Raw genomic sequence first — 17,672 nt, forward strand, 5'->3', positions numbered from 1 at the left:
AAGCTCGCTCCTACACTGACGGCGCCGTCCCTGTAGGAGCGAGCTTGCTCGCGATGAGGGGCGTCAGACCCGGAACTGGTCCATCAGGCTCTGCTGCTGGTTGGCCAGGCTGTTCAGCGACTGGCTGACCCGCGCCGATTCGTTGGCCTGTTCCGACAGCGATTCGGTGACGTCGCGGATGGTCGCCACGTTGTTGTTGATCTCCTCGGCCACCGCGCTTTGCTCTTCGGCGGCGCTGGCGATCTGCAGGTTCATGTCGCTGATCACTGTCACCGCGTCGCCGATCTGCCGCAGGGCGGTGACCGCCTGGCCGACCTGCTCGACGCTGCCCTGGGCCTGGCGATGGCTGTTGCCCATCGAGCCGACCACTTCCTGGGTGCCGCTTTGCAGCTGCTCTATGACCTGGCGGGTTTCCTCCACCGACTCCTGGGTGCGCCGGGCGAGGTTGCGCACTTCGTCGGCGACCACTGCGAAACCGCGCCCGGCCTCGCCGGCGCGGGCGGCCTCGATGGCGGCGTTGAGGGCCAGCAGGTTGGTCTGTTCGGCGATGGCGCGAATCACTTCCAGCACCGTACCGATCTTTTCACTGTTGGCGGCCAGGCCTTCGACCTGGGTCATGGCGGTGCTCATATCGGCCGCCAGGTGATCGATGCTCGCGGTAGTGCGGTCGATCACGCTCAGGCCCTGGCGCGTGGCCTGGTCGGCATCGCGGGCGGCCTGCGCGGCCTGGGCCGCGCTGCGGGCGACGTCCTGGGCGGTGGCGCTCATCTCGTGGGACGCGGTGGCCACCTGGTCGACCTGGCGATACTGCTGCTCCATGCCGGCGCTGGTCTGGGTGGCGATGGCCGAGGACTGGTCGGCGGTGCCGCGGGCGTCCTGCACCGAGCGTTTCACCTCGGCGATGATCGGTTGCAGCTTGTCGAGGAAGCGGTTGAACCAGCCGGCCAGCTGGCCCAGTTCATCTTTTTTGTCGTAGGCCAGGCGCCGGGTCAGGTCGCCTTCGCCGCTGGCGATGTCTTCCAGCATGTGCGCCACGCCGAGGATCGGCCGGGTCACGCTGCGCGCCATCAGCCACACCAATAGCAGGCCGAGCACCGCGGCCAGCAGGCCCAGGCCCAGTTCGACCAGGGTGCCGGCTTTATTGCTCTGGTCCAGCTGGTTTTTCAGGGCTTCGGCCGGACCCACCAGGACCCGCTCCGGCACTTGCAGCAGCACGCCCCAGGGCTTGCCGCCGGGAATCGGGGTGAAGGGCGCGAGCACTTTCAGGGCGTTGTCGTTGTGCAGGCTCTGGGTCTGGGTGCTGGCCGACAGCAGGCGGATCAGTTCGCCACCGTTGGTTTTGTCCAGTTGGTCCAGGCGCTGGCTGAGCTTGCTGGCGTCGGCGCTGTAGCCGGCGAGCAGGCCGACCGGGCTGATGATGCTGACCATGGTCTGGCCGTCGTAGAGCTCCTTGCTCGCTTGCTGGCTGACCGATTGCAGGCTGTTGAGGTTGATGTCCACCGACAGCGAGGCGATGACTTTGCCGTTCACCAGCAGCGGGAACACGATGCTGGTCATCAGCACGTTCTGGCCGTCGATCACATAGAAGTAGGGCTCGATCACACAAGGCTTGAGGGTGCTACGCGGGCAGGTGAACCAGGCATTGGCCGGCTGGCCGCTGGGGCCGGTGGTGGTGTCGCTCATGTCGCTTTCCGGCAGCGCCATGGAGGTCAGCTTGCCCGGGGTCGGCTGCGACCAGTAGAGGGCGAAGCGGCCCTTGTCGTTGCTGCCCAGTTCGCTCTGGCCGCTAAAGAGTTCGTCCTTGCCGTCCAGCGCGTTGGCTTCGAACACCAGCGACAGGCCGAGCAGGTCGGGGTTGGCCTGCAACGCCGACTTCACCTGGCGGGTCAGGTCCTCGCGCAGGTCGAAGGCATCGAGGAAGCGCTTTTCGGCCTGCTCGCGCAGGAACAGCACCTGGCGCGAGAAGCCGTGGCCGTATTGATAGGCGTCCATGAATTGCTGGCGGATGCCCAGCGCCTGGACCTCGCCCTGGGCCTCGATGCGGGCCTGGGCGGCTTCGTTGAGCATCTCCATGCTCGAGGCTTTCACCAGGGCGGAGCTGTGCTCCATGCGGTACAGCGAAAGCCCCACCAGCAGGGTCACTACACCGGCCAGGCAGAGGCCGGCGAGCAGGGTGATTTTCCACTGGATGGAAAGTTGTCTGAGCGACATGGAGACGTCCTTATTCGATATTTATTTGAGACTTTGCAGCGTATCGGCCGAAGAACAGCCTTCTTTAAACGCTCGTTCGAATGCCGCTCCCTGTAGCCGCTGCCGCAGGCTGCGATCGAGTGCGCAGCACTCGCAAAAAGGCACGCAATGCGACTGGCCTGGAAGACTCGATCCTCAGACCCGGCGTCCGCTGCGCGGCCGATCGCAGGCTGCGCCAGCGGCTACAAGTGACGGCGGAGCTGCCGGTGCAGGCGGTAGGCGGTCGGGCAGCGAGTGCCCACCGGTTTTGACAAGCGTTGCCCGCTGCTGCAAAGTGCGCGCCCTCTAATAAGACCCTCCTTTTTCAATCCGGCGTCGGCAATGGTTGCCCTCTGGCCGGACTCATTCCTTTTGCGGCGTTTTCCCGTCGCAGTGCCATGAGGTAACGATGATTAATGCAGTAATTGCCGCGGTTGGCGTCATGCTGGTCCTCAGCCTGTCCCGCGTGCATGTGGTGATCGCGCTGATCGTAGGCGCGCTGGTGGGAGGGCTGACCGGTGGCCTGGGCATCGAGGCGACCCTCAAGGCCTTCAACAACGGCCTCGGCGGCGGGGCGACGGTGGCCCTGTCCTACGCCTTGCTCGGCGCCTTCGCGGTGGCGATCGCCAAGTCCGGCCTGGCCCACGCCCTGGCGGACAAGATCCTGCTGCTGGTGGACCGCCAGGACGCCAACGGCGGCGGCAACATCAAATGGCTGCTGATCGGCCTGTTGTGGGTGGTGGCGATCGCCTCGCAGAACATCCTGCCGATCCATATCGCCTTCATCCCGCTGCTGGTGCCGCCGCTGTTGTATGTGCTGAGCAAACTGCAGCTGGACCGACGGTTGATCGCCTGCGTCATCACCTTCGGCCTGATCACCCCGTACATGTTCCTGCCGGTGGGGTTCGGCAACATCTTCCTCAACGAGATCCTGCTGGCCAACGTCGCCCGCAGCGGTGTGGACATCAGCAACATCAATGTCACCCACGCCATGGGCATTCCGGCCCTGGGCATGGTCTTCGGCCTGCTGCTGGCCTTTGTCAGCTACCGCAAGAAGCGCGTGTATGACCTGGAGCTGATCGAGAAAGTCGAGCAGGTGACGGTGCAATACAACCCGCGCACGCTGCTGGTGGCGGGCCTGGCGATTGTCGCGGCCTTTGTCATCCAGCTGTTGCTGGACTCGATGATTATCGGCGCGTTGTCCGGCTTCCTGATCTTCTCGGTGTCGGGCATCGTGCGCTGGCGCGAGACCGACGACCTGTTCACCGAAGGCATGAAGATGATGGCGATGATCGGCTTCATCATGATCGCCGCCGCCGGTTTCGCCGAAGTGATGAAGGCCACCGGCGAGGTGAAGAGCCTGGTGGAGTCCTCGGCCAGCTGGATCGGCCACAGCAAGGGCGTCGGCGCCTTGCTGATGCTGCTGGTGGGGTTGCTGGTGACCATGGGCATCGGCTCGTCGTTCTCCACCGTGCCGATCCTGGCGACCATCTTCGTGCCGCTGTGCGTGCAGCTGGGCTTCAGCCCGCTGGCCATCGTCTGCATCGTCGGCACCGCCGGCGCATTGGGCGACGCCGGCTCGCCAGCCTCGGACTCGACCCTGGGCCCGACCTCTGGCCTGAACATCGACGGCCAGCACCACCACATCTGGGACACCGTGGTCCCGACCTTCCTGCACTACAACCTGCCGCTGCTGGCGTTCGGCTGGGTGGCCGCCATGGTGCTCTGAGCCCGCGGGGGTTCAGTTGCAGCGCGTTGTTCCTATCGCGAGCAAGCTTCGCTCCTACAGAAGCATCAGATATCTGTAGGAGCGAAGCTTGCTCGCGAAAGATCTCAAGGGCGCTGCGCGTCCGCAGATTCCGTTCATCTTCCTGCCGGGCTCAACTTTTGTGGCGGCGTGCCGTTAAGGCTGTATCACGCCAACAACATCAAGAGTGAACCTCCTATGCGCTTAAGTCTGAAGGGCAAAGTCCTGTCCCTCGCGGTCCTCCCGGTCCTGTTGTTTGCGCTGGTGATCAGCCTGACCACGGTCGTCATGCTCAAGGAGCAGGCACAGAACGAGGTGGACGAGACCCGGCAGCGCCTGCTCGGCGAGGCCAAGACCACGCTGCAAAGCTATGTGGAGGTGGCCCTGAGCACCGTCAAGCCGCTCTACGACGCGGCGGCGCCCGGCGATACCGCGGCCCGCGCCCAAGTGGTGAAGCTGCTGTCGAACATCACCTACGGCAAGGACGGTTACTTCTTCGGCTACGACTCCGAGACGGTGCGCCTGTTCAAGGGCAACAGCCCGGACGGCGTCGGCAAGAGCTTCAAGGACAACCGCGACCCCAACGGCGTGTACGTCAACCGCGAGCTGGTCAAGGTCGGCAAGGACGGCACGCATTATGTGCAGTACAGCTCGACCCAGCCGGGCAGCGACGTGCTGGTGCCGAAGCTGGGGTACACCGAATACCTGCCCAAGTGGGACCTGATCGTCGGCTCCTCGGTGAACCTGGACGGCATCGACGCCCAGGTGGCCGAGGTCGAGGCCAGCGTCAACCAGCGCATGCGGGGCATGGTCCTGAGCATCATCGGCATCGCCGTGGTGGTGCTGCTGGTGATCGCCGCCATCGGCCTGCTGGTGGCCAATACCATCCTGCGGCCGCTGAACCTGATGAAGCTCAACCTCGACGATATCGCCGCCGGCGAGGGCGACCTGACCCGCCGCCTGGCCATCACCAGCCAGGACGAGCTGGGCGACCTGGCCAGTTCCTTCAACCGTTTCGTCGACAAGATCCACGGCCTGGTGCGGCAGATCACCGAGATGACCGGCCAACTGACCGGCCTGGTGACCCAGGTGTCCGAACAGGCCCAGCGTTCCGAGCAGGCCATGGAGCGCCAGCGTCACGAGACCGATCAGGTGGCCACGGCGATCAATCAAATGTCGTCGGCGGCCCAGGAAGTGGCGCGCAGTGCCCAGGGCGCGGCCGTGGCGGCGCAGCAGACCGACGAGGAAGGCCAGGCGGCCAAGCGCGTGGTGGATGGCAGCATCCAGCAGATTCACGCGCTGGTCAGCGATATCCGCAGCAGCGGCACCTCCCTGGACAGCCTGCAGAAGGACGTGGCGTCGATTGTCAGCGTGCTCGACGTGATCCGTTCCATCGCCGAGCAGACCAACCTGCTGGCCCTCAATGCCGCCATCGAAGCGGCGCGGGCCGGTGAGGCCGGGCGTGGCTTCGCGGTGGTGGCCGATGAGGTCAGGGCCCTGGCCAGCCGCACCCAGCAGAGCACCCAGGAAATCCAGGGCATGATCGACCGCCTGCAACAGGGCACGCGCACCGCCGTGGAGGCCATGCGCCGCTCCAGCGATGCCGGCGACGGCACCTCGCACCAGGCCAACGAGGCCGGGGCGTCGCTGGATGCCATGGCGCAACTGATCGGCACCATCAACTCGATGAACGCGCAGATCGCCAGCGCCGCGGAAGAACAGACCGCGGTGGCCGAGGAGATCAACCGCAGCGTGCACCAGATCGCGGTGGCGGTGGACAGCGTCGCCGACGAAACCCAGCTCGGCGCCCAGACCTCACGCAGCCTGGCCGACCTCGGCCAGCGCCTGGGCAAGCTGGTGGGGCAGTTCCGCATTTGACGCTGGAGGCTCTCTTGTAGCCGCTGCCGCAGGCTGCGATAGGCCGGGGTCGCGCTCGACCCGCAGGACCTTCCGAGGCCCTCAAGAGCACGGCTCCTTCGGAGCCGATCGCAGCCTGCGGCAGCGGCTACAGGGGCTGTCAGGCATTCACATCGAGCCAGCCCCTGTAGCCCGATAAAAACCGCCTCACGGCTTGCGCGGTTTGCCGCTGCCCGGGATATGCAGGTAGGACATCACGCTTTCGGTCAGCTCGGTCGCCAGCTTGACCGCTTCCTTGTTGCGCGCCATCACCCCGGCCACCAAGCCTTCGATCAGGGCCAGCACCGCGATGTTGGAGCTGGTCATCACCGGATGGTCGGCGGGGGCGAACAGCACATGTTCGGCAATGCTGGCCAGCGGCGAGGCAGGCGAGTCGGTGATGGCCAGCACTGAGGCGCCGCGTTCGTTGGCGAAACGGGCGAGTTGCAGGGTATCGAGGGAGTAGCGCGGCAGGGAGATCGCCAGCAATACATCCTGATCGGTGATCGCGGCCAGGCGGTAGGCGGCGTTTTCGTTGCCGCCCTCCATGCTGATGGCGGTGGCATCGGCGCAGAACGGCATCAGGGTCGAGGCGGCGAGGCCGGCGAAGTAGACGCTGTTGCCAAAGCCCAGGATGTAGATCTTGCGCGCCTGGACCAGGCTGGTGACGAAGGCGTCGAAGGTCTGGGCATGATTGTTGGTCGCCGCCATGGCGAGGTTGCTGCTGGCGCTCTGGATCTGCTCGTGCAGGCCGAAGGCGCCACCGGGACGATGGGCCAGTTCGTTGCGCAGCTTGTCGACCGGCGAGACCATTTGCTGCAGCGTCGTCACCAGCTCGGCCTTCATGCCGGTGTAGCCGCCGAGATCGAGGGTCTTGGCCAGCCGGTTGACCGCCGCCGGCGAGGTCGAGGTTGCGTGGGCCATCTCCTCGATGGTCAGCGTCGCGGCCTTCAACGGATGGCGCAGGATAAAGTCCGCGACCTTGCGCAGCGACGGCGGCAGGTCGGCAACGATTTGTGCCAGTTTGCGCATCACCGGCGCGGCATAGACCGTGGTGTCTTTCAGTGGGGTCGGCATATCCGGCTCACATGTCCTGAGGATGGGAGGAGGGGCACAAGGTTGGCGGAGTGTATCCGAAGCCGCCCCCTGGCGTGCAGCGCCAGGCCAGGGGGCGCCGCGTCGGGTTATTTCAGGCTGCCGGCGAGGAACTGCCGCAGGCGTTCGGACTGGGGCCTGGCCAGCACTTCGCGCGGCTCGCCGCGTTCTTCGACCAGGCCCTGGTGGAGGAATACCAGCTGGTTCGAAACCTCGCGGGCAAAGCCCATTTCGTGGGTCACCACGACCATGGTCCGGCCTTCCTGGGCGAGGTCCTGCATCACCTTGAGCACGTCGCCGACCAGTTCCGGGTCGAGTGCCGAAGTCGGCTCGTCGAACAGCATCACTTCCGGCTCCATGGCCAGCGCCCGGGCAATCGCCACGCGCTGCTGCTCGCCGCCCGACATATGGGCCGGCCAGGCGTCCATGCGGTGCGCCACGCCGACCTTGTCCAGGTAGTGCCCGGCCTTTTCCCGGGCCTCCTGCTTGCTCAGGCCCAGCACATGCACCGGTGCTTCCATGACGTTTTCCAGGGCGCTCATGTGCGACCACAGGTTGAAGTGCTGGAACACCATCGACAGCCGCGAACGCATGCGTTGCAACTGCCTGGGGTCGGACGCCTTGAGGCTGCCGAGTTTACTGGCGCGCAGTTCGAGGGGTTCGCCATTGAGTACGATGCTGCCTGCGCTGGGCTGCTCCAGCAGGTTGATGCAGCGCAGGAAGGTGCTTTTGCCGGAACCGCTGGAGCCGATGAGGCTGATCACGTCGCCGGCTTTCGCCTGCAGGGACACACCCTTGAGTACCTGGTGCGCGCCGTAGCTTTTGTGCAGGTCCTGAATTTCAAGTTTGTACATGGTTGCGATTCTCTGGAGTCAGTCGCTGAGCAGGCGACCCTGGCGGATGGGGGTATTGCCGGCCACCTTGGCCAGCCACAGACCGGGTTGGGCAAAACGCAGGCGCTCGCGGGCATAGAGGATGCCGTTGGTCTCGGCGCGCACCAGGCTGTGGTGATCGGTCAGCGGGTCGATGACCTCGAACAGCGGGTCGCCGACCTTGACCCGGGCCCCCAGGGGTTGCAGGAAACTCACCACCCCCGGGTGCGGCGCATAGGCGTACTGCGCGCCGGCGAAGGGCGTTGCTTCGCAGAGGCACGGTGGCGGTGTCGGCCAGCCGCCGCTGATCAGGCCCTGGTCGGCGAGGTAGCCGAGAATGGCCTGGGCACTATCGGCGCAGGGCTCGCGCTCGGTGTCGGCCATGCCGCGCAGTTCGATGGTGGTGGCCACGCACGCCAGCGGAATATCGGCCGCCGGAAAGCGCTCGGCCAACTGTAGCCAGGGGATGGCGCAGGCTTCATCGAAAGCGCTGCCGCCCGCGGCCTCGGCCAGCAGGGCGACCCCTGCGTACAGGCGCGCGGCCAGAGAGCGCAGGTGTGGCCAGTTCTGCGGCATGGCGTACAGCAGCATCACCGACTCGAAGTCGCAGTGCAGGTCCAGCACCACGTCGGCATCGCAGGCATGTTGCAACAACAGGCGGCGCAGGCCGTCGAGTTCCGAGTCTGGCGCCGGCATGTCCGCCAGGGCATCGAGCAGGGCGCGGCGGATCAGCGCGATGTTGGCGCTGGCGTCGTCGCCCAGCCGGCCTTCCAGCAACGGCGTCACGGCCTCGGTCAGCTCCGGGAAATCGCGATTGAAGTTCTTGCCGCTGCCGAACTCGAAGCGGCCTTGGTGGGTGGCCTGGAACATCTGGGCGATGCCGATCGGGTTGGCCATCGGCACCAGCTCGATCACTCCCGTCAGGCGGCCTTGTTCTTCCAGTTCGAGCAGGCGCCGCTTGAGTTCGACGGCCACCCGCATGCCCGGCAGCTCGTCGGCGTGCAGGGATGCCTGGATGTAGGCCTTGCGCGGCCCGCTGCCGAAACGAAACAGCGTCAGCTGGCGTTCGGTACCCGAAGCGCTCCAGGGCAAGCGGTATTGAATGTGTTCCATAACAGCTCCTCAGTGCTTGCGCGGTGCCAGGTACGCCAGCCAGCGGCGCTCGGCGAGCTTGAACAGGCGGACCAGGATGAAAGTCAGGACCAGATAGATGAGCCCGGCGGTGATGAACGCCTCGAACGGCAGGTAGAAGCGTGAACTGACGGTGCGCGCGGCGCCGGTGATGTCGACGAGGGTGACGATGGAGGCCAGGCTGGTGGTTTGCAGCATCATCAGCACTTCGTTGCTGTACTGCGGCAGCGCCCGGCGCAAGGCCGAGGGCAGGAGAATGCGCCGGTACAGGGTCAGGCGCGACATGCCCATGGCCCTGGCGGCCTCGATCTCACCGTGGGCCGTGGCCTTCAGGCTGCCGGCCAGCAGTTCGGCGCTATAGGCGCCGGTGTTGAGCGCGAAGGCCAGGCAGGCACAGAAGGTGGCGCTGGAGAGGTAAGGCCAGAGCAGGCTCTGGCGTACCGCTTCGAACTGGGCCAGGCCGTAGTAGATCAGGAACAGCTGCACCAGCATCGGCGTGCCGCGGATCACGTAGGTGTAGAGCCAGGCCGGGAAGTTGATCAGCGGCGAGCGGGACACCCGCATCAGCGCCAATGGAACCGCCAGCAACAGGCCGCAGGCCAGGGAAATCAGCAGCACTTTGAGGGTCACCAGTACGCCACCGAAATACAGCGGCAGGTTCTCCCAGATCAGGTGGTAGTCGAGAATCATGGGGGCTCCCAATCACAGTTCGGCGGCTTTGAGGCCGACCGAGTAGTGTTTTTCCAGATAACGCAGCACCAGCAACGACAGGCTGGTCAGCAGCAGGTAAAGCGCCGCCACGGCGAGAAAGAAGGTGAAGGGTTCATGGGTGGCGTCCGCCGCGTTCTTGGCCTTGAACATCATGTCTTGCAGGCCGATCACCGAAATCAGCGCGGTGGACTTGGTCAGTACCAGCCAGTTGTTGGTGAAGCCGGGAATGGCGAAGCGAATCATCTGTGGCACCAGAATCCGCCAGAACACTTGGGCGCCACTCATGCCATAAGCCGCGCCGGCCTCGGCCTGGCCCTTGGGGATCGCCATGAAGGCGCCGCGAAACGTCTCCGAGAGATAGGCGCCAAAAATGAAGCCCATGGTGCAGACGCCGGCGATAAACGGGTTGATGTCGAGATAGCGGGTGTAACCGAGCGCCAGGGCAAGGCGGTTCACCAGATCCTGGCCGCCGTAGAAGATCAGCAGGATCAACACCAGGTCGGGAATCCCGCGAATCAGGGTCGTATACCCTTCGCCCAGCATCGCCAGCCATTTCAGCGGCGACAGGCGAAAGGCCGCGCCGACCAGGCCCAGGGCAATGGCCAGGGTCATGGAGGTCAGCGCCAGGTTGATGGTCAGCCAGGCGCCATCGAGAATGCTCGATCCGTAGCCGTGGAGCATGATGAAGTTCCTCAAGCGAGCGCCGCGAGGCGCAAGGCGGGCGCGGCACCGGCAACGGGCCGGCGCCAGGGCCCTGGGTCAGGCTTATTCGCCGTAGATATCGAACGCGAAGTAACGGGCCATTACCTGCTGGTACTTGCCGTTGGCGCGGATGGCGTCGATAGCCGCATTGAGGCGCGCGGCATTGGCGCTATCGCCCTTGCGCACGGCGATCCCGGCGCCCCTGCCGAAATAGTTCGGGTCGCTGATGTCCGGCCCGACCAGGGCGAAACCCTTGCCTGCCGCGGTCTTGATAAAGCTCTCGTCGGTGTTGACGATGTCGGCGAGGGTGGCGTCCAGGCGGCCCGAGGCGAGGTCGAGGAAGGCTTCGTTCTGCGAGGCGTAGCGCACCACCTCGATCCCGGCGTTGGCCAGTTGCTCGGTGGCGAAACGGTCGTAGGTCGAGGAGCGTTGCACGCCGACTTTCTTGCCCTTGAGGTCCTGCACCGGATCGTTGATCACGTTGCCGGCCTTCATCGCGAACTTGCCCGGCGTGTGGTAGTACTTTTTGCTGAAGTCGACCGACTTCATCCGGTCCTCGGTGATCGACATCGACGACAGCACGGCATCGATCTTGCGCACCTTGAGCGACGGGATCATGCCGTCGAATTCCTGGATGACCCACTCGCATTTCACCTTCATCTCTGCGCACAAGGCGTTGCCGATGTCGTAGTCGAAACCACTGACGTTGCCCTCCGGCGTCTTGAAGGAAAAGGGCGGGTAGGCGGCTTCGATGCCGATACGCAGGCTGTCTTCGTCGGCATGGGCCAGGAAGCTTGCGGCGCACAGCGCCAGAGCACCTAGAAGTTCTGTCTTGTTCATATTGTTGACTCCTTGGAGGGGCGTTGGGGTGGTACGGGTACAAGCCGTCCGTTCTGGCGTGCTTCGGTCCTGGTGATTTTGGTGTGGCTATAAATGACATGTATTATTTCATAAATCAATATTGTGAAAATAATAATGTCAGAATGGCCCGTGCGGATATCCGGCCGCACCGGTCGGCGCAGCCTGTTGGGATGGATTTGGGGGAGGGGGCGTACGTGATGCAGGTGCAGGGTTATTGCGGTGTAGAAGCGAGCGGGCGGCGATCCGGCTTGCCCGCGATGGCGTCATCAGCGACGCCACCTCAATCAGGATTACACCGCGCTGTTCGCCGTCACGTCGCGCATCAACAAGGCAAAGCGCAGATCCACGGCGTCCGGGATCGGCAGGTACACCGTATGCCCGTCCCCCGGCGCGACCTCGATCGGCTCGCCGCGCACGTTGTGCAACTGGTGCAGGTCGAAGTGGAAGTTGCCCTTGGGGGTCATCAGTTCCATATGGTCGCCCAGGGCAAAGCGGTTCTTCACCTTCACTTCCGCCAGCCGGTCGCGGCGTTCGCCGGTGAGTTCGCCGACGAACTGCTGGCGTTCCGATACCGAGCTGCCGTTCTGGTAGTTCTGGTACTCGTCGTGCACGTGGCGGCGCAGGAAACCTTCGGTGTAGCCACGCTGGGCCAGGGACTCCAGGTCGTTCATCAGGCTGCGGTCGAACTCGCGGCCGGCCACCGCGTCGTCGATGGCCCGGCGATAGACCTGGGTGGTGCGGGCGCAATAGAAGTGCGACTTGGTGCGGCCCTCGATCTTCAATGAATGCACGCCCATGCGCGTCAGGCGCTCGACGTGCTGCACCGCGCGCAGATCCTTGGCGTTCATGATGTAGGTGCCGTGCTCGTCCTCGAAGGCTGGCATCGCTTCGTCCGGGCGATTGGCCTCGCGCAGCAGGAACACCTGGTCGGTCGGCGCGCCCTGGCCCAGGGTCGGCTCGGGCTGGAACGGCTGGACGATCTCGCCGAGGGTATTCTGCGTAGCCTCCTGGGCCTGGTATTTCCAGCGGCAGGCATTGGTGCAGGTGCCTTGGTTGGCGTCGCGCTTGTTCATGTACCCCGACAGCAGGCAGCGCCCGGAATAGGCCATGCACAGCGCGCCGTGGACGAATACCTCGAGCTCCATGGCCGGCACTTGCTGGCGGATTTCCTCGATCTCTTCCAGGGACAGCTCGCGGGACAGGATGATCCGGCTCAGGCCCTGTTGCTGCCAGAACTCGACGCTGGCCCAGTTCACCGTATTGGCCTGCACCGACAGGTGGATCGGCATCTGCGGGAAGTGCCGGCGCACCAGCATGATCAGCCCCGGGTCGGACATGATCAGCGCGTCCGGGGCCATGGCGATCACCGGCTCCAGGTCCTTGAGGAAGGTCTTGAGCTTGGCGTTGTGCGGGGCGATGTTGACCACCACATAGAAGCGCTTGCCCTGGGCCTGGGCCTCGCGAATGCCGAGGGCCAGGTTGGCGTGGTCGAATTCGTTGTTGCGCACCCGCAAGCTGTAGCGCGGCTGGCCGGCGTACACCGCGTCGGCGCCATAGGCGAAGGCGTAGCGCATGTTTTTCAGGGTGCCGGCGGGGGCGAGCAGTTCGGGGCGGGTCAGGGGCGTCATGGCGATTGTCGATGGCAAAAGGTCGCGAGGGTAAGGCCAGGGCCGGTTGGCGGCATTGATCTGGGTCTATGCTCGACGAATAAAACAGGGCACTTGGCCGAACGCCGGCGGACTAACGCTGTAGGAGCGCTTTGCGGCGTCCTGGACCTTATTGACGGGGAGCGGACATGAACCAGCACCTCATGCAACACAAAAGCCTGTTGCTTCTGCTGACCCTGGTGACCGTCGCCTTTATCTGGCTTCTGCTGCCCTTTTACGGCCCGGTGTTCTGGGCGGTGATTCTCGGCATCCTGTTCGACCCGCTGCAACGGCGCCTGCAACTCAAGTTCGGTTGGCCACGCAACCTGACCGCCCTGTGCACCCTGAGCATCTGCCTGGTCATCGCCATTCTGCCGGTGGCGATCATCAGCACCTTGCTGGTGCAGGAGGGCGCCAACCTCTACCAGAGCATCGAAAGCGGCAAGCTGGACATCGCCGGTCACCTGGACCAGTTCAAGCACAGCCTGCCGCCGTACTTCCAGCAACTGCTGGACCGTTTCGGCCTGGGTGAGCTGGAGAGCGTGCGCGAGAAAATCGTCAAGAGTGCGCTGCAAGGCAGCCAGTTCTTCGCCACCCAGGCGTTCAGCGTCGGCCAGGGCACCTTCAAGTTCGTGGTGAGCTTTTTCGTGATGCTGTACCTGCTGTTCTTCTTTTTGCGCGATGGCCCCGAACTGGTACGCAAGGTGCGCATCGCGGTGCCGTTGGCCGAGCACCAGAAACGCCGGTTGCAGCTCAAGTTCAGTCGGGTGGTGCGGGCCACGGTGAAGGGCAACGTGCTGGTAGCGGTCAGCCAGGGAGTGCTGGGCGGGCTGATTTTCTGGTTTCTGGAAATTCCCAGCCCGCTGCTCTGGGCGGTGCTGATGACCTTGCTGTCATTGTTGCCAGCGGTGGGTGCGGCGATCGTCTGGGGCCCGGTGGCCCTGTACTTTCTGCTCAGCGGGGCGATCTGGCAAGGGGTGGTGCTGGGCTTGTACGGGGTGTTCGTGATTGGTCTGGTGGACAACGTGCTGCGCCCGATCCTGGTGGGCAAGGACACCAGGATGCCGGATTACCTGATTCTGATTTCGACCCTGGGGGGCCTGGCGATCTTCGGCCTGAACGGCTTTGTCATCGGGCCATTGATCGCCGCGCTGTTCATCTCCAGCTGGGGCCTGTTCGTCGATACCCGGCCGCGGCCACAGCTGCCGTTGCCTTAGGCATGCAGGACGCGCTGCTCGATCTTTTGCGACAGGGCCTGGGCGGCGGTCAGCGAAGTGAGCGGGCCGCTGACCGGCTCGCCGTCGCGCACCAGGTACCAACACGCCAGCAACCCCAGTTCCCTGAGCGAGGTGGGAACGGCGCTACCGATAACGGACATGATCTGAACCTTGGGCATAAGTACCTCCATCAATCTGTGGAGTTACCTTACGGACCGGCAGGTGCTACGAAAAATCACCGCGCTCGATAGTGGACATCGATACCGGCGAAAAAAGCGCCAGCCCGATCAGTCCACGACCTGATCGAGCATGTAGACCACTTCCGGGTCGTGCAGCAGGCCCTTGCGCACCAGGTGCTCGGCCAGCAAGGCCAGGAACTTGGCGCTGCGGTGGCCTTCCAGGTGCTTGAGTTCGGTCAGGGCGCTGTACACCTTGCTCGCGGTACCCAGGGTGGGGGAGTGATGGGGGTTCTGTGTCGGCATGGGAGTCGTCCTTGTTGTTATGGGGCTGTTTTGTGGACAGATCCGATCTTGCGGACCTGGCATGACATAAATATGACAGTCGTGGGCTCGCCTACACGGGCTGCCGTTGGGCAACACTATTGCCGGATTGAATCGCAAAAACTGTTCCAGCAACGACCTTTGCAAGATTTATTCAGACGTTTGGCAAAACGCAACAGGCCCCGCTGGCGAAGGCGGGGCCTGTAGGTGTGTGGTCGCCTGGCTTACCAGCGGCCAGGGCCATAGTAGTAATGGCGGGGCGGGCCGTAGTAGCCGCGAGGTGGGCCGTAGTACACCGGGGCCGGGCGGTAATAGACCGGCGGGCCTTCCACGTACACCGGCTGTGGCTGGTAGTAGACCGGTGGCGGCGCGGCATAGACCGGCTGCGGCTGGACGTAGACTGGCTGTTGCACGTAGACCGGGCGGCTGTGGCTGGCGATCACCGAACCCACTACCGCGGCACCGACCACCGCACCGACTACCGCCGGGCCACCCCAACCACCGCCACCGTGGGCGGACGCTTGACCGGCGACAGCAAGTGCACCAATGAGCAAGGCTATCTTGGGGATTTTACGCATCATGGCTATTCCTCGGTTCCGACCCCAGCGCTCGGTCTTCAATAGACGCGAGGACTGTCGCGGGGATACTTCTAAGACCGCTTTTTTCTGAAAAACTGCACAGCCGCCGGGTAAATTTTGTGTAAGGTCTGTACCGGTTTATTGACCCTCGTCCGTGGGCGGCAGGCCCGTTTTTCAGGCACGTCGATATGATCGGGCAGAACCCGATGACTGGCTAATCCCGTCTATCCGAAAGTGCGTTCCAAGGAGATCAACATGCAGATGAACCCCAACAAAGACACCCAATTGTGTATGTCGCTGTCAGGGCGTCCGGGGAATTTCGGCTTGCGCTTTCACAATCACTTGTATGAACAGCTGGGCTTGAACTTCTACTACAAGGCCTTCAGCAGCCAGGACCTGCCAGGCGCCGTCGGCGGGATCCGCGCCCTGGGCATTCGCGGCTGTGGCGTGTCCATGCCGTTCAAGGAAGCCTGCATTGCCTTGGTGGACGAACTGGATGCCTCGGCCAGCGCCATCCAGTCGATCAACACCATCGTCAACACCAATGGCCACCTCAAGGCCTACAACACCGACTACATCGCCGTCGCCCAGTTGCTCGAACACCACCGGATTCCCAAGGACACCCGCTTTGCCCTGCGCGGCAGCGGCGGCATGGCCAAGGCGGTGGCCAGTGCCTTGCGCGATGGTGGCTACCGCGATGGCGTGATAGTTGCCCGCAATGCCCAAGCCGGGCAGGCCCTCGCCGACTCCCTGGGGTATGCCTGGCAGGCGGAGCTGGGCGAATTGCGCCCGCAGATGCTGATCAACGTCACCCCGATCGGCATGAGCGGCGGTCCCGAGGCCGACCAGCTGGCGTTCCCGGTCGAGGCGATCGAGGCCGCGCGCACGGTGTTCGACGTGGTGGCGGTGCCGGCGGAAACCCCGCTGATCCTGCGCGCCCGGATGGAGGGCAAGCAAGTGATCACCGGCCTGGAAGTGATCGCCATCCAGGCCCTGGAGCAGTTCGTGCTGTACACCGGCGTGCGCCCCAGCACCGAGCAGTTCCAGCAGGCGGTGGCCTTCGCCAGGGCCTGATCGGTGGGTGGGGCAGGGCAGGTCCGTGGGGCGCAAAGCCCTGCCTATACTGGTCGCCAGCAAGCTCAGACTTGCCCCTGTTCCCTGCCACCGTGATCGAGGTCTGTATGCCACCTGCCATTCTCAATCTGGATCAGGCGGACCTTCAGCCGCTGCCTGAAGCCCTGAGCCCCACCGGCGAGACCGCCGGCCGTTATGTCCAGCGCATCGCCCGCATCGGCCAGCAACTGGGTGCCCAGAAGCTCGGCTACCGGCTGATTGCCCTGGGCCCGGGGATGCGTGCCAGCCCCTTCCATAACCATCGCGTCAACGAAGAGATGTTCTACATAGTCGCCGGCGAGGGCGAGATCCGCCTCGGCGCCGAGCGTTTTGCCATCCGCGCCGGTGATGTGATCGCCTGCCCGCCGGGCGACATGGACAGCGCACACCAGATCATCAACACCAGCCAGGGCGAGTTGCGCTACCTGGCGGTCAGTACCCAGGAAGCGCCGGACATCTGCGAATACCCGGACTCCGGCAAATATGTGGTGATGAAGGACTTCAAGATCGACGACCAGGGCAACGCCTCGGGATTCGTCGCAGTGGCGCGGCATGCGGATGGGGTGGATTACTGGGACGGGGAGTAGCGGGAAGTCTTCTGAGGCTTTACCCCGACTGCGTCGGCGATCGCAGCCTGCGGCAGCGTCTACAAGGCGCTGCCGCAGGAGCGGGGATCAGCCTTCGAGTTTCGCCAGGCGTTCTTCGAGGGCGGCGATGCGCGCTTCCAGCTCTTCGATGCGCTCGGCGGACACGCCGCTGGCCGAGCCGCGTTCCACCGGGTTCTGCCGGGCGGCGAGGATCGCTTCGATATCCGCCGGGTCGCCCAGGGCATGCATGTAGCGATCTTCGCGCTGCCCGGCCTGGCGCGGAATCAGTAGCGCCAGGCCACGGGCGATCAGGCGTTCCAGTTGGTGCACCACCTGTTCGCTGTCTTCGAAGTCGTGCATGCGGCCGCTGCGGGTCAGCAGTTCGTTGACGGTCTGCGGACCGCGTAAAAACAGCAGTCCGGCCAGGGCCACCTGTGCCGGTACCAACTCCAGCGCCTTGTCCAGGCGATGCTCCCAGCGGTCGGCGCGGCTGCCCATCACCAGGCGGGCGAAGCCGCGGTTTTCCAGGGCGCGCAGGCTCTGGCCGACCTGGCCCTGGGTGAGGTTCATCACCGGTTCGCGGCTGGTTTTCTGGTTGCAGGCGATGACCAGGGCATTGAGGGTCAGCGGATAGGTTTCCGGGCTGGTGGCCTGCTTCTCGATCAGCGACCCGAGAATGCGCAGTTCGGTGCTGTTCAGTTGCAATTGCTCGCTGGAGGTTTCTTGCTCGATGCTCATCGCGCGTTCCCTATGCTGTCGAAGGCGACTAGCCTAATCCTTGCTGGAT

General features: G+C 64.3%; 17 protein-coding genes and 1 pseudogene. 5 read left to right on the top strand and 13 right to left on the bottom strand.

Going from position 1 to position 17,672, the window contains the following annotated elements; genetic code table 11:
* Positions 1-63 precede the first annotated feature (63 nt).
* Both AC07Y9_RS21150 and AC07Y9_RS21155 read right to left on the bottom strand, forming a co-directional pair.
* Positions 64-819 carry a methyl-accepting chemotaxis protein gene (locus AC07Y9_RS21150; RefSeq protein WP_371858248.1) on the bottom strand — a complete coding sequence of 252 codons (756 nt, stop codon included), beginning with the start codon at positions 817-819 and terminating at the stop codon, positions 64-66.
* A gap of 102 nt (positions 820-921) precedes the next feature.
* Positions 922-2,211: pseudogene (locus AC07Y9_RS21155) on the bottom strand (cache domain-containing protein); the annotation flags it as partial.
* A gap of 430 nt (positions 2,212-2,641) precedes the next feature.
* Between AC07Y9_RS21155 and AC07Y9_RS21160 the strand changes: the two are divergent.
* Both AC07Y9_RS21160 and ctpM read left to right on the top strand, forming a co-directional pair.
* Positions 2,642-3,958, top strand: coding sequence for a Na+/H+ antiporter family protein (locus AC07Y9_RS21160; protein WP_173679806.1), 1,317 nt, complete (start codon positions 2,642-2,644; stop codon positions 3,956-3,958).
* Positions 3,959-4,174: 216 nt separating this feature from the next.
* The gene (ctpM, locus tag AC07Y9_RS21165; protein ID WP_007932949.1) at positions 4,175-5,854 is read left to right on the top strand and encodes a methyl-accepting chemotaxis protein CtpM; all 1,680 of its coding nucleotides are present in this window, start codon (positions 4,175-4,177) and stop codon (positions 5,852-5,854) included.
* 186 nt (positions 5,855-6,040) lie between these two features.
* Here ctpM and AC07Y9_RS21170 read toward each other — a convergent pair whose 3' ends face one another.
* The 7 genes from AC07Y9_RS21170 to trhP all read right to left on the bottom strand — a co-directional run bounded on the left by AC07Y9_RS21170 (position 6,041) and on the right by trhP (position 12,872).
* Positions 6,041-6,949, bottom strand: coding sequence for a MurR/RpiR family transcriptional regulator (locus tag AC07Y9_RS21170; protein WP_053261908.1), 909 nt, complete (start codon positions 6,947-6,949; stop codon positions 6,041-6,043).
* Between the two features lie 107 nt (positions 6,950-7,056).
* Positions 7,057-7,821 carry an ABC transporter ATP-binding protein gene (locus tag AC07Y9_RS21175; RefSeq protein WP_102680739.1) on the bottom strand — a complete coding sequence of 255 codons (765 nt, stop codon included), beginning with the start codon at positions 7,819-7,821 and terminating at the stop codon, positions 7,057-7,059.
* Positions 7,822-7,839: 18 nt separating this feature from the next.
* Positions 7,840-8,952, bottom strand: a complete 1,113-nt coding sequence (locus tag AC07Y9_RS21180; protein ID WP_102680740.1) for a succinylglutamate desuccinylase/aspartoacylase family protein — start codon at positions 8,950-8,952, stop codon at positions 7,840-7,842.
* A gap of 9 nt (positions 8,953-8,961) precedes the next feature.
* Positions 8,962-9,660: an ABC transporter permease gene (locus AC07Y9_RS21185; protein WP_007927258.1), complete on the bottom strand. Its 699-nt coding sequence runs from the start codon at positions 9,658-9,660 to the stop codon at positions 8,962-8,964.
* A gap of 12 nt (positions 9,661-9,672) precedes the next feature.
* A complete protein-coding gene (locus AC07Y9_RS21190; protein WP_102680741.1) occupies positions 9,673-10,362 on the bottom strand; it encodes an ABC transporter permease in 690 nt (229 codons plus the stop codon).
* 84 nt (positions 10,363-10,446) lie between these two features.
* Positions 10,447-11,223, bottom strand: a complete 777-nt coding sequence (locus AC07Y9_RS21195; RefSeq protein WP_053261905.1) for an ABC transporter substrate-binding protein — start codon at positions 11,221-11,223, stop codon at positions 10,447-10,449.
* A gap of 311 nt (positions 11,224-11,534) precedes the next feature.
* Entirely contained in the window at positions 11,535-12,872 is a 1,338-nt protein-coding gene (trhP, locus tag AC07Y9_RS21200; protein ID WP_102690485.1) for a prephenate-dependent tRNA uridine(34) hydroxylase TrhP, read from the bottom strand.
* A gap of 167 nt (positions 12,873-13,039) precedes the next feature.
* On the opposite strand from trhP, the gene AC07Y9_RS21205 reads away from it, so the two are divergent.
* Positions 13,040-14,107 carry an AI-2E family transporter gene (locus AC07Y9_RS21205; protein WP_102681097.1) on the top strand — a complete coding sequence of 356 codons (1,068 nt, stop codon included), beginning with the start codon at positions 13,040-13,042 and terminating at the stop codon, positions 14,105-14,107.
* Here AC07Y9_RS21205 and AC07Y9_RS21210 read toward each other — a convergent pair.
* The 3 genes from AC07Y9_RS21210 to AC07Y9_RS21220 form a co-directional block, all read right to left on the bottom strand.
* Positions 14,104-14,286, bottom strand: a complete 183-nt coding sequence (locus AC07Y9_RS21210) for a hypothetical protein (RefSeq protein WP_007927236.1) — start codon at positions 14,284-14,286, stop codon at positions 14,104-14,106. The two genes, AC07Y9_RS21205 and AC07Y9_RS21210, sit on opposite strands and share 4 nt — an antisense overlap.
* A gap of 108 nt (positions 14,287-14,394) precedes the next feature.
* Entirely contained in the window at positions 14,395-14,589 is a 195-nt protein-coding gene (locus AC07Y9_RS21215) for a hypothetical protein (protein ID WP_007927235.1), read from the bottom strand.
* Between the two features lie 242 nt (positions 14,590-14,831).
* Entirely contained in the window at positions 14,832-15,188 is a 357-nt protein-coding gene (locus AC07Y9_RS21220; protein WP_007927233.1) for a hypothetical protein, read from the bottom strand.
* Positions 15,189-15,440: 252 nt separating this feature from the next.
* Between AC07Y9_RS21220 and AC07Y9_RS21225 the strand changes: the two genes are divergently transcribed.
* Together AC07Y9_RS21225 and AC07Y9_RS21230 are read left to right on the top strand one after the other, a co-directional pair.
* Positions 15,441-16,259 carry a shikimate 5-dehydrogenase gene (locus tag AC07Y9_RS21225; RefSeq protein WP_102681096.1) on the top strand — a complete coding sequence of 273 codons (819 nt, stop codon included), beginning with the start codon at positions 15,441-15,443 and terminating at the stop codon, positions 16,257-16,259.
* 107 nt (positions 16,260-16,366) lie between these two features.
* Positions 16,367-16,885 carry a cupin domain-containing protein gene (locus AC07Y9_RS21230; RefSeq protein ID WP_102681095.1) on the top strand — a complete coding sequence of 173 codons (519 nt, stop codon included), beginning with the start codon at positions 16,367-16,369 and terminating at the stop codon, positions 16,883-16,885.
* A gap of 87 nt (positions 16,886-16,972) precedes the next feature.
* Here AC07Y9_RS21230 and AC07Y9_RS21235 read toward each other — a convergent pair whose 3' ends face one another.
* On the bottom strand, positions 16,973-17,623 hold the full coding sequence (locus tag AC07Y9_RS21235) for a YceH family protein (RefSeq protein WP_102681094.1): 651 nt from the start codon (positions 17,621-17,623) through the stop codon (positions 16,973-16,975).
* Between the last annotated feature and the right edge of the window lie 49 nt (positions 17,624-17,672).

The sequence above is a fragment of the Pseudomonas sp. GW456-L12 genome (assembly GCF_059424045.1).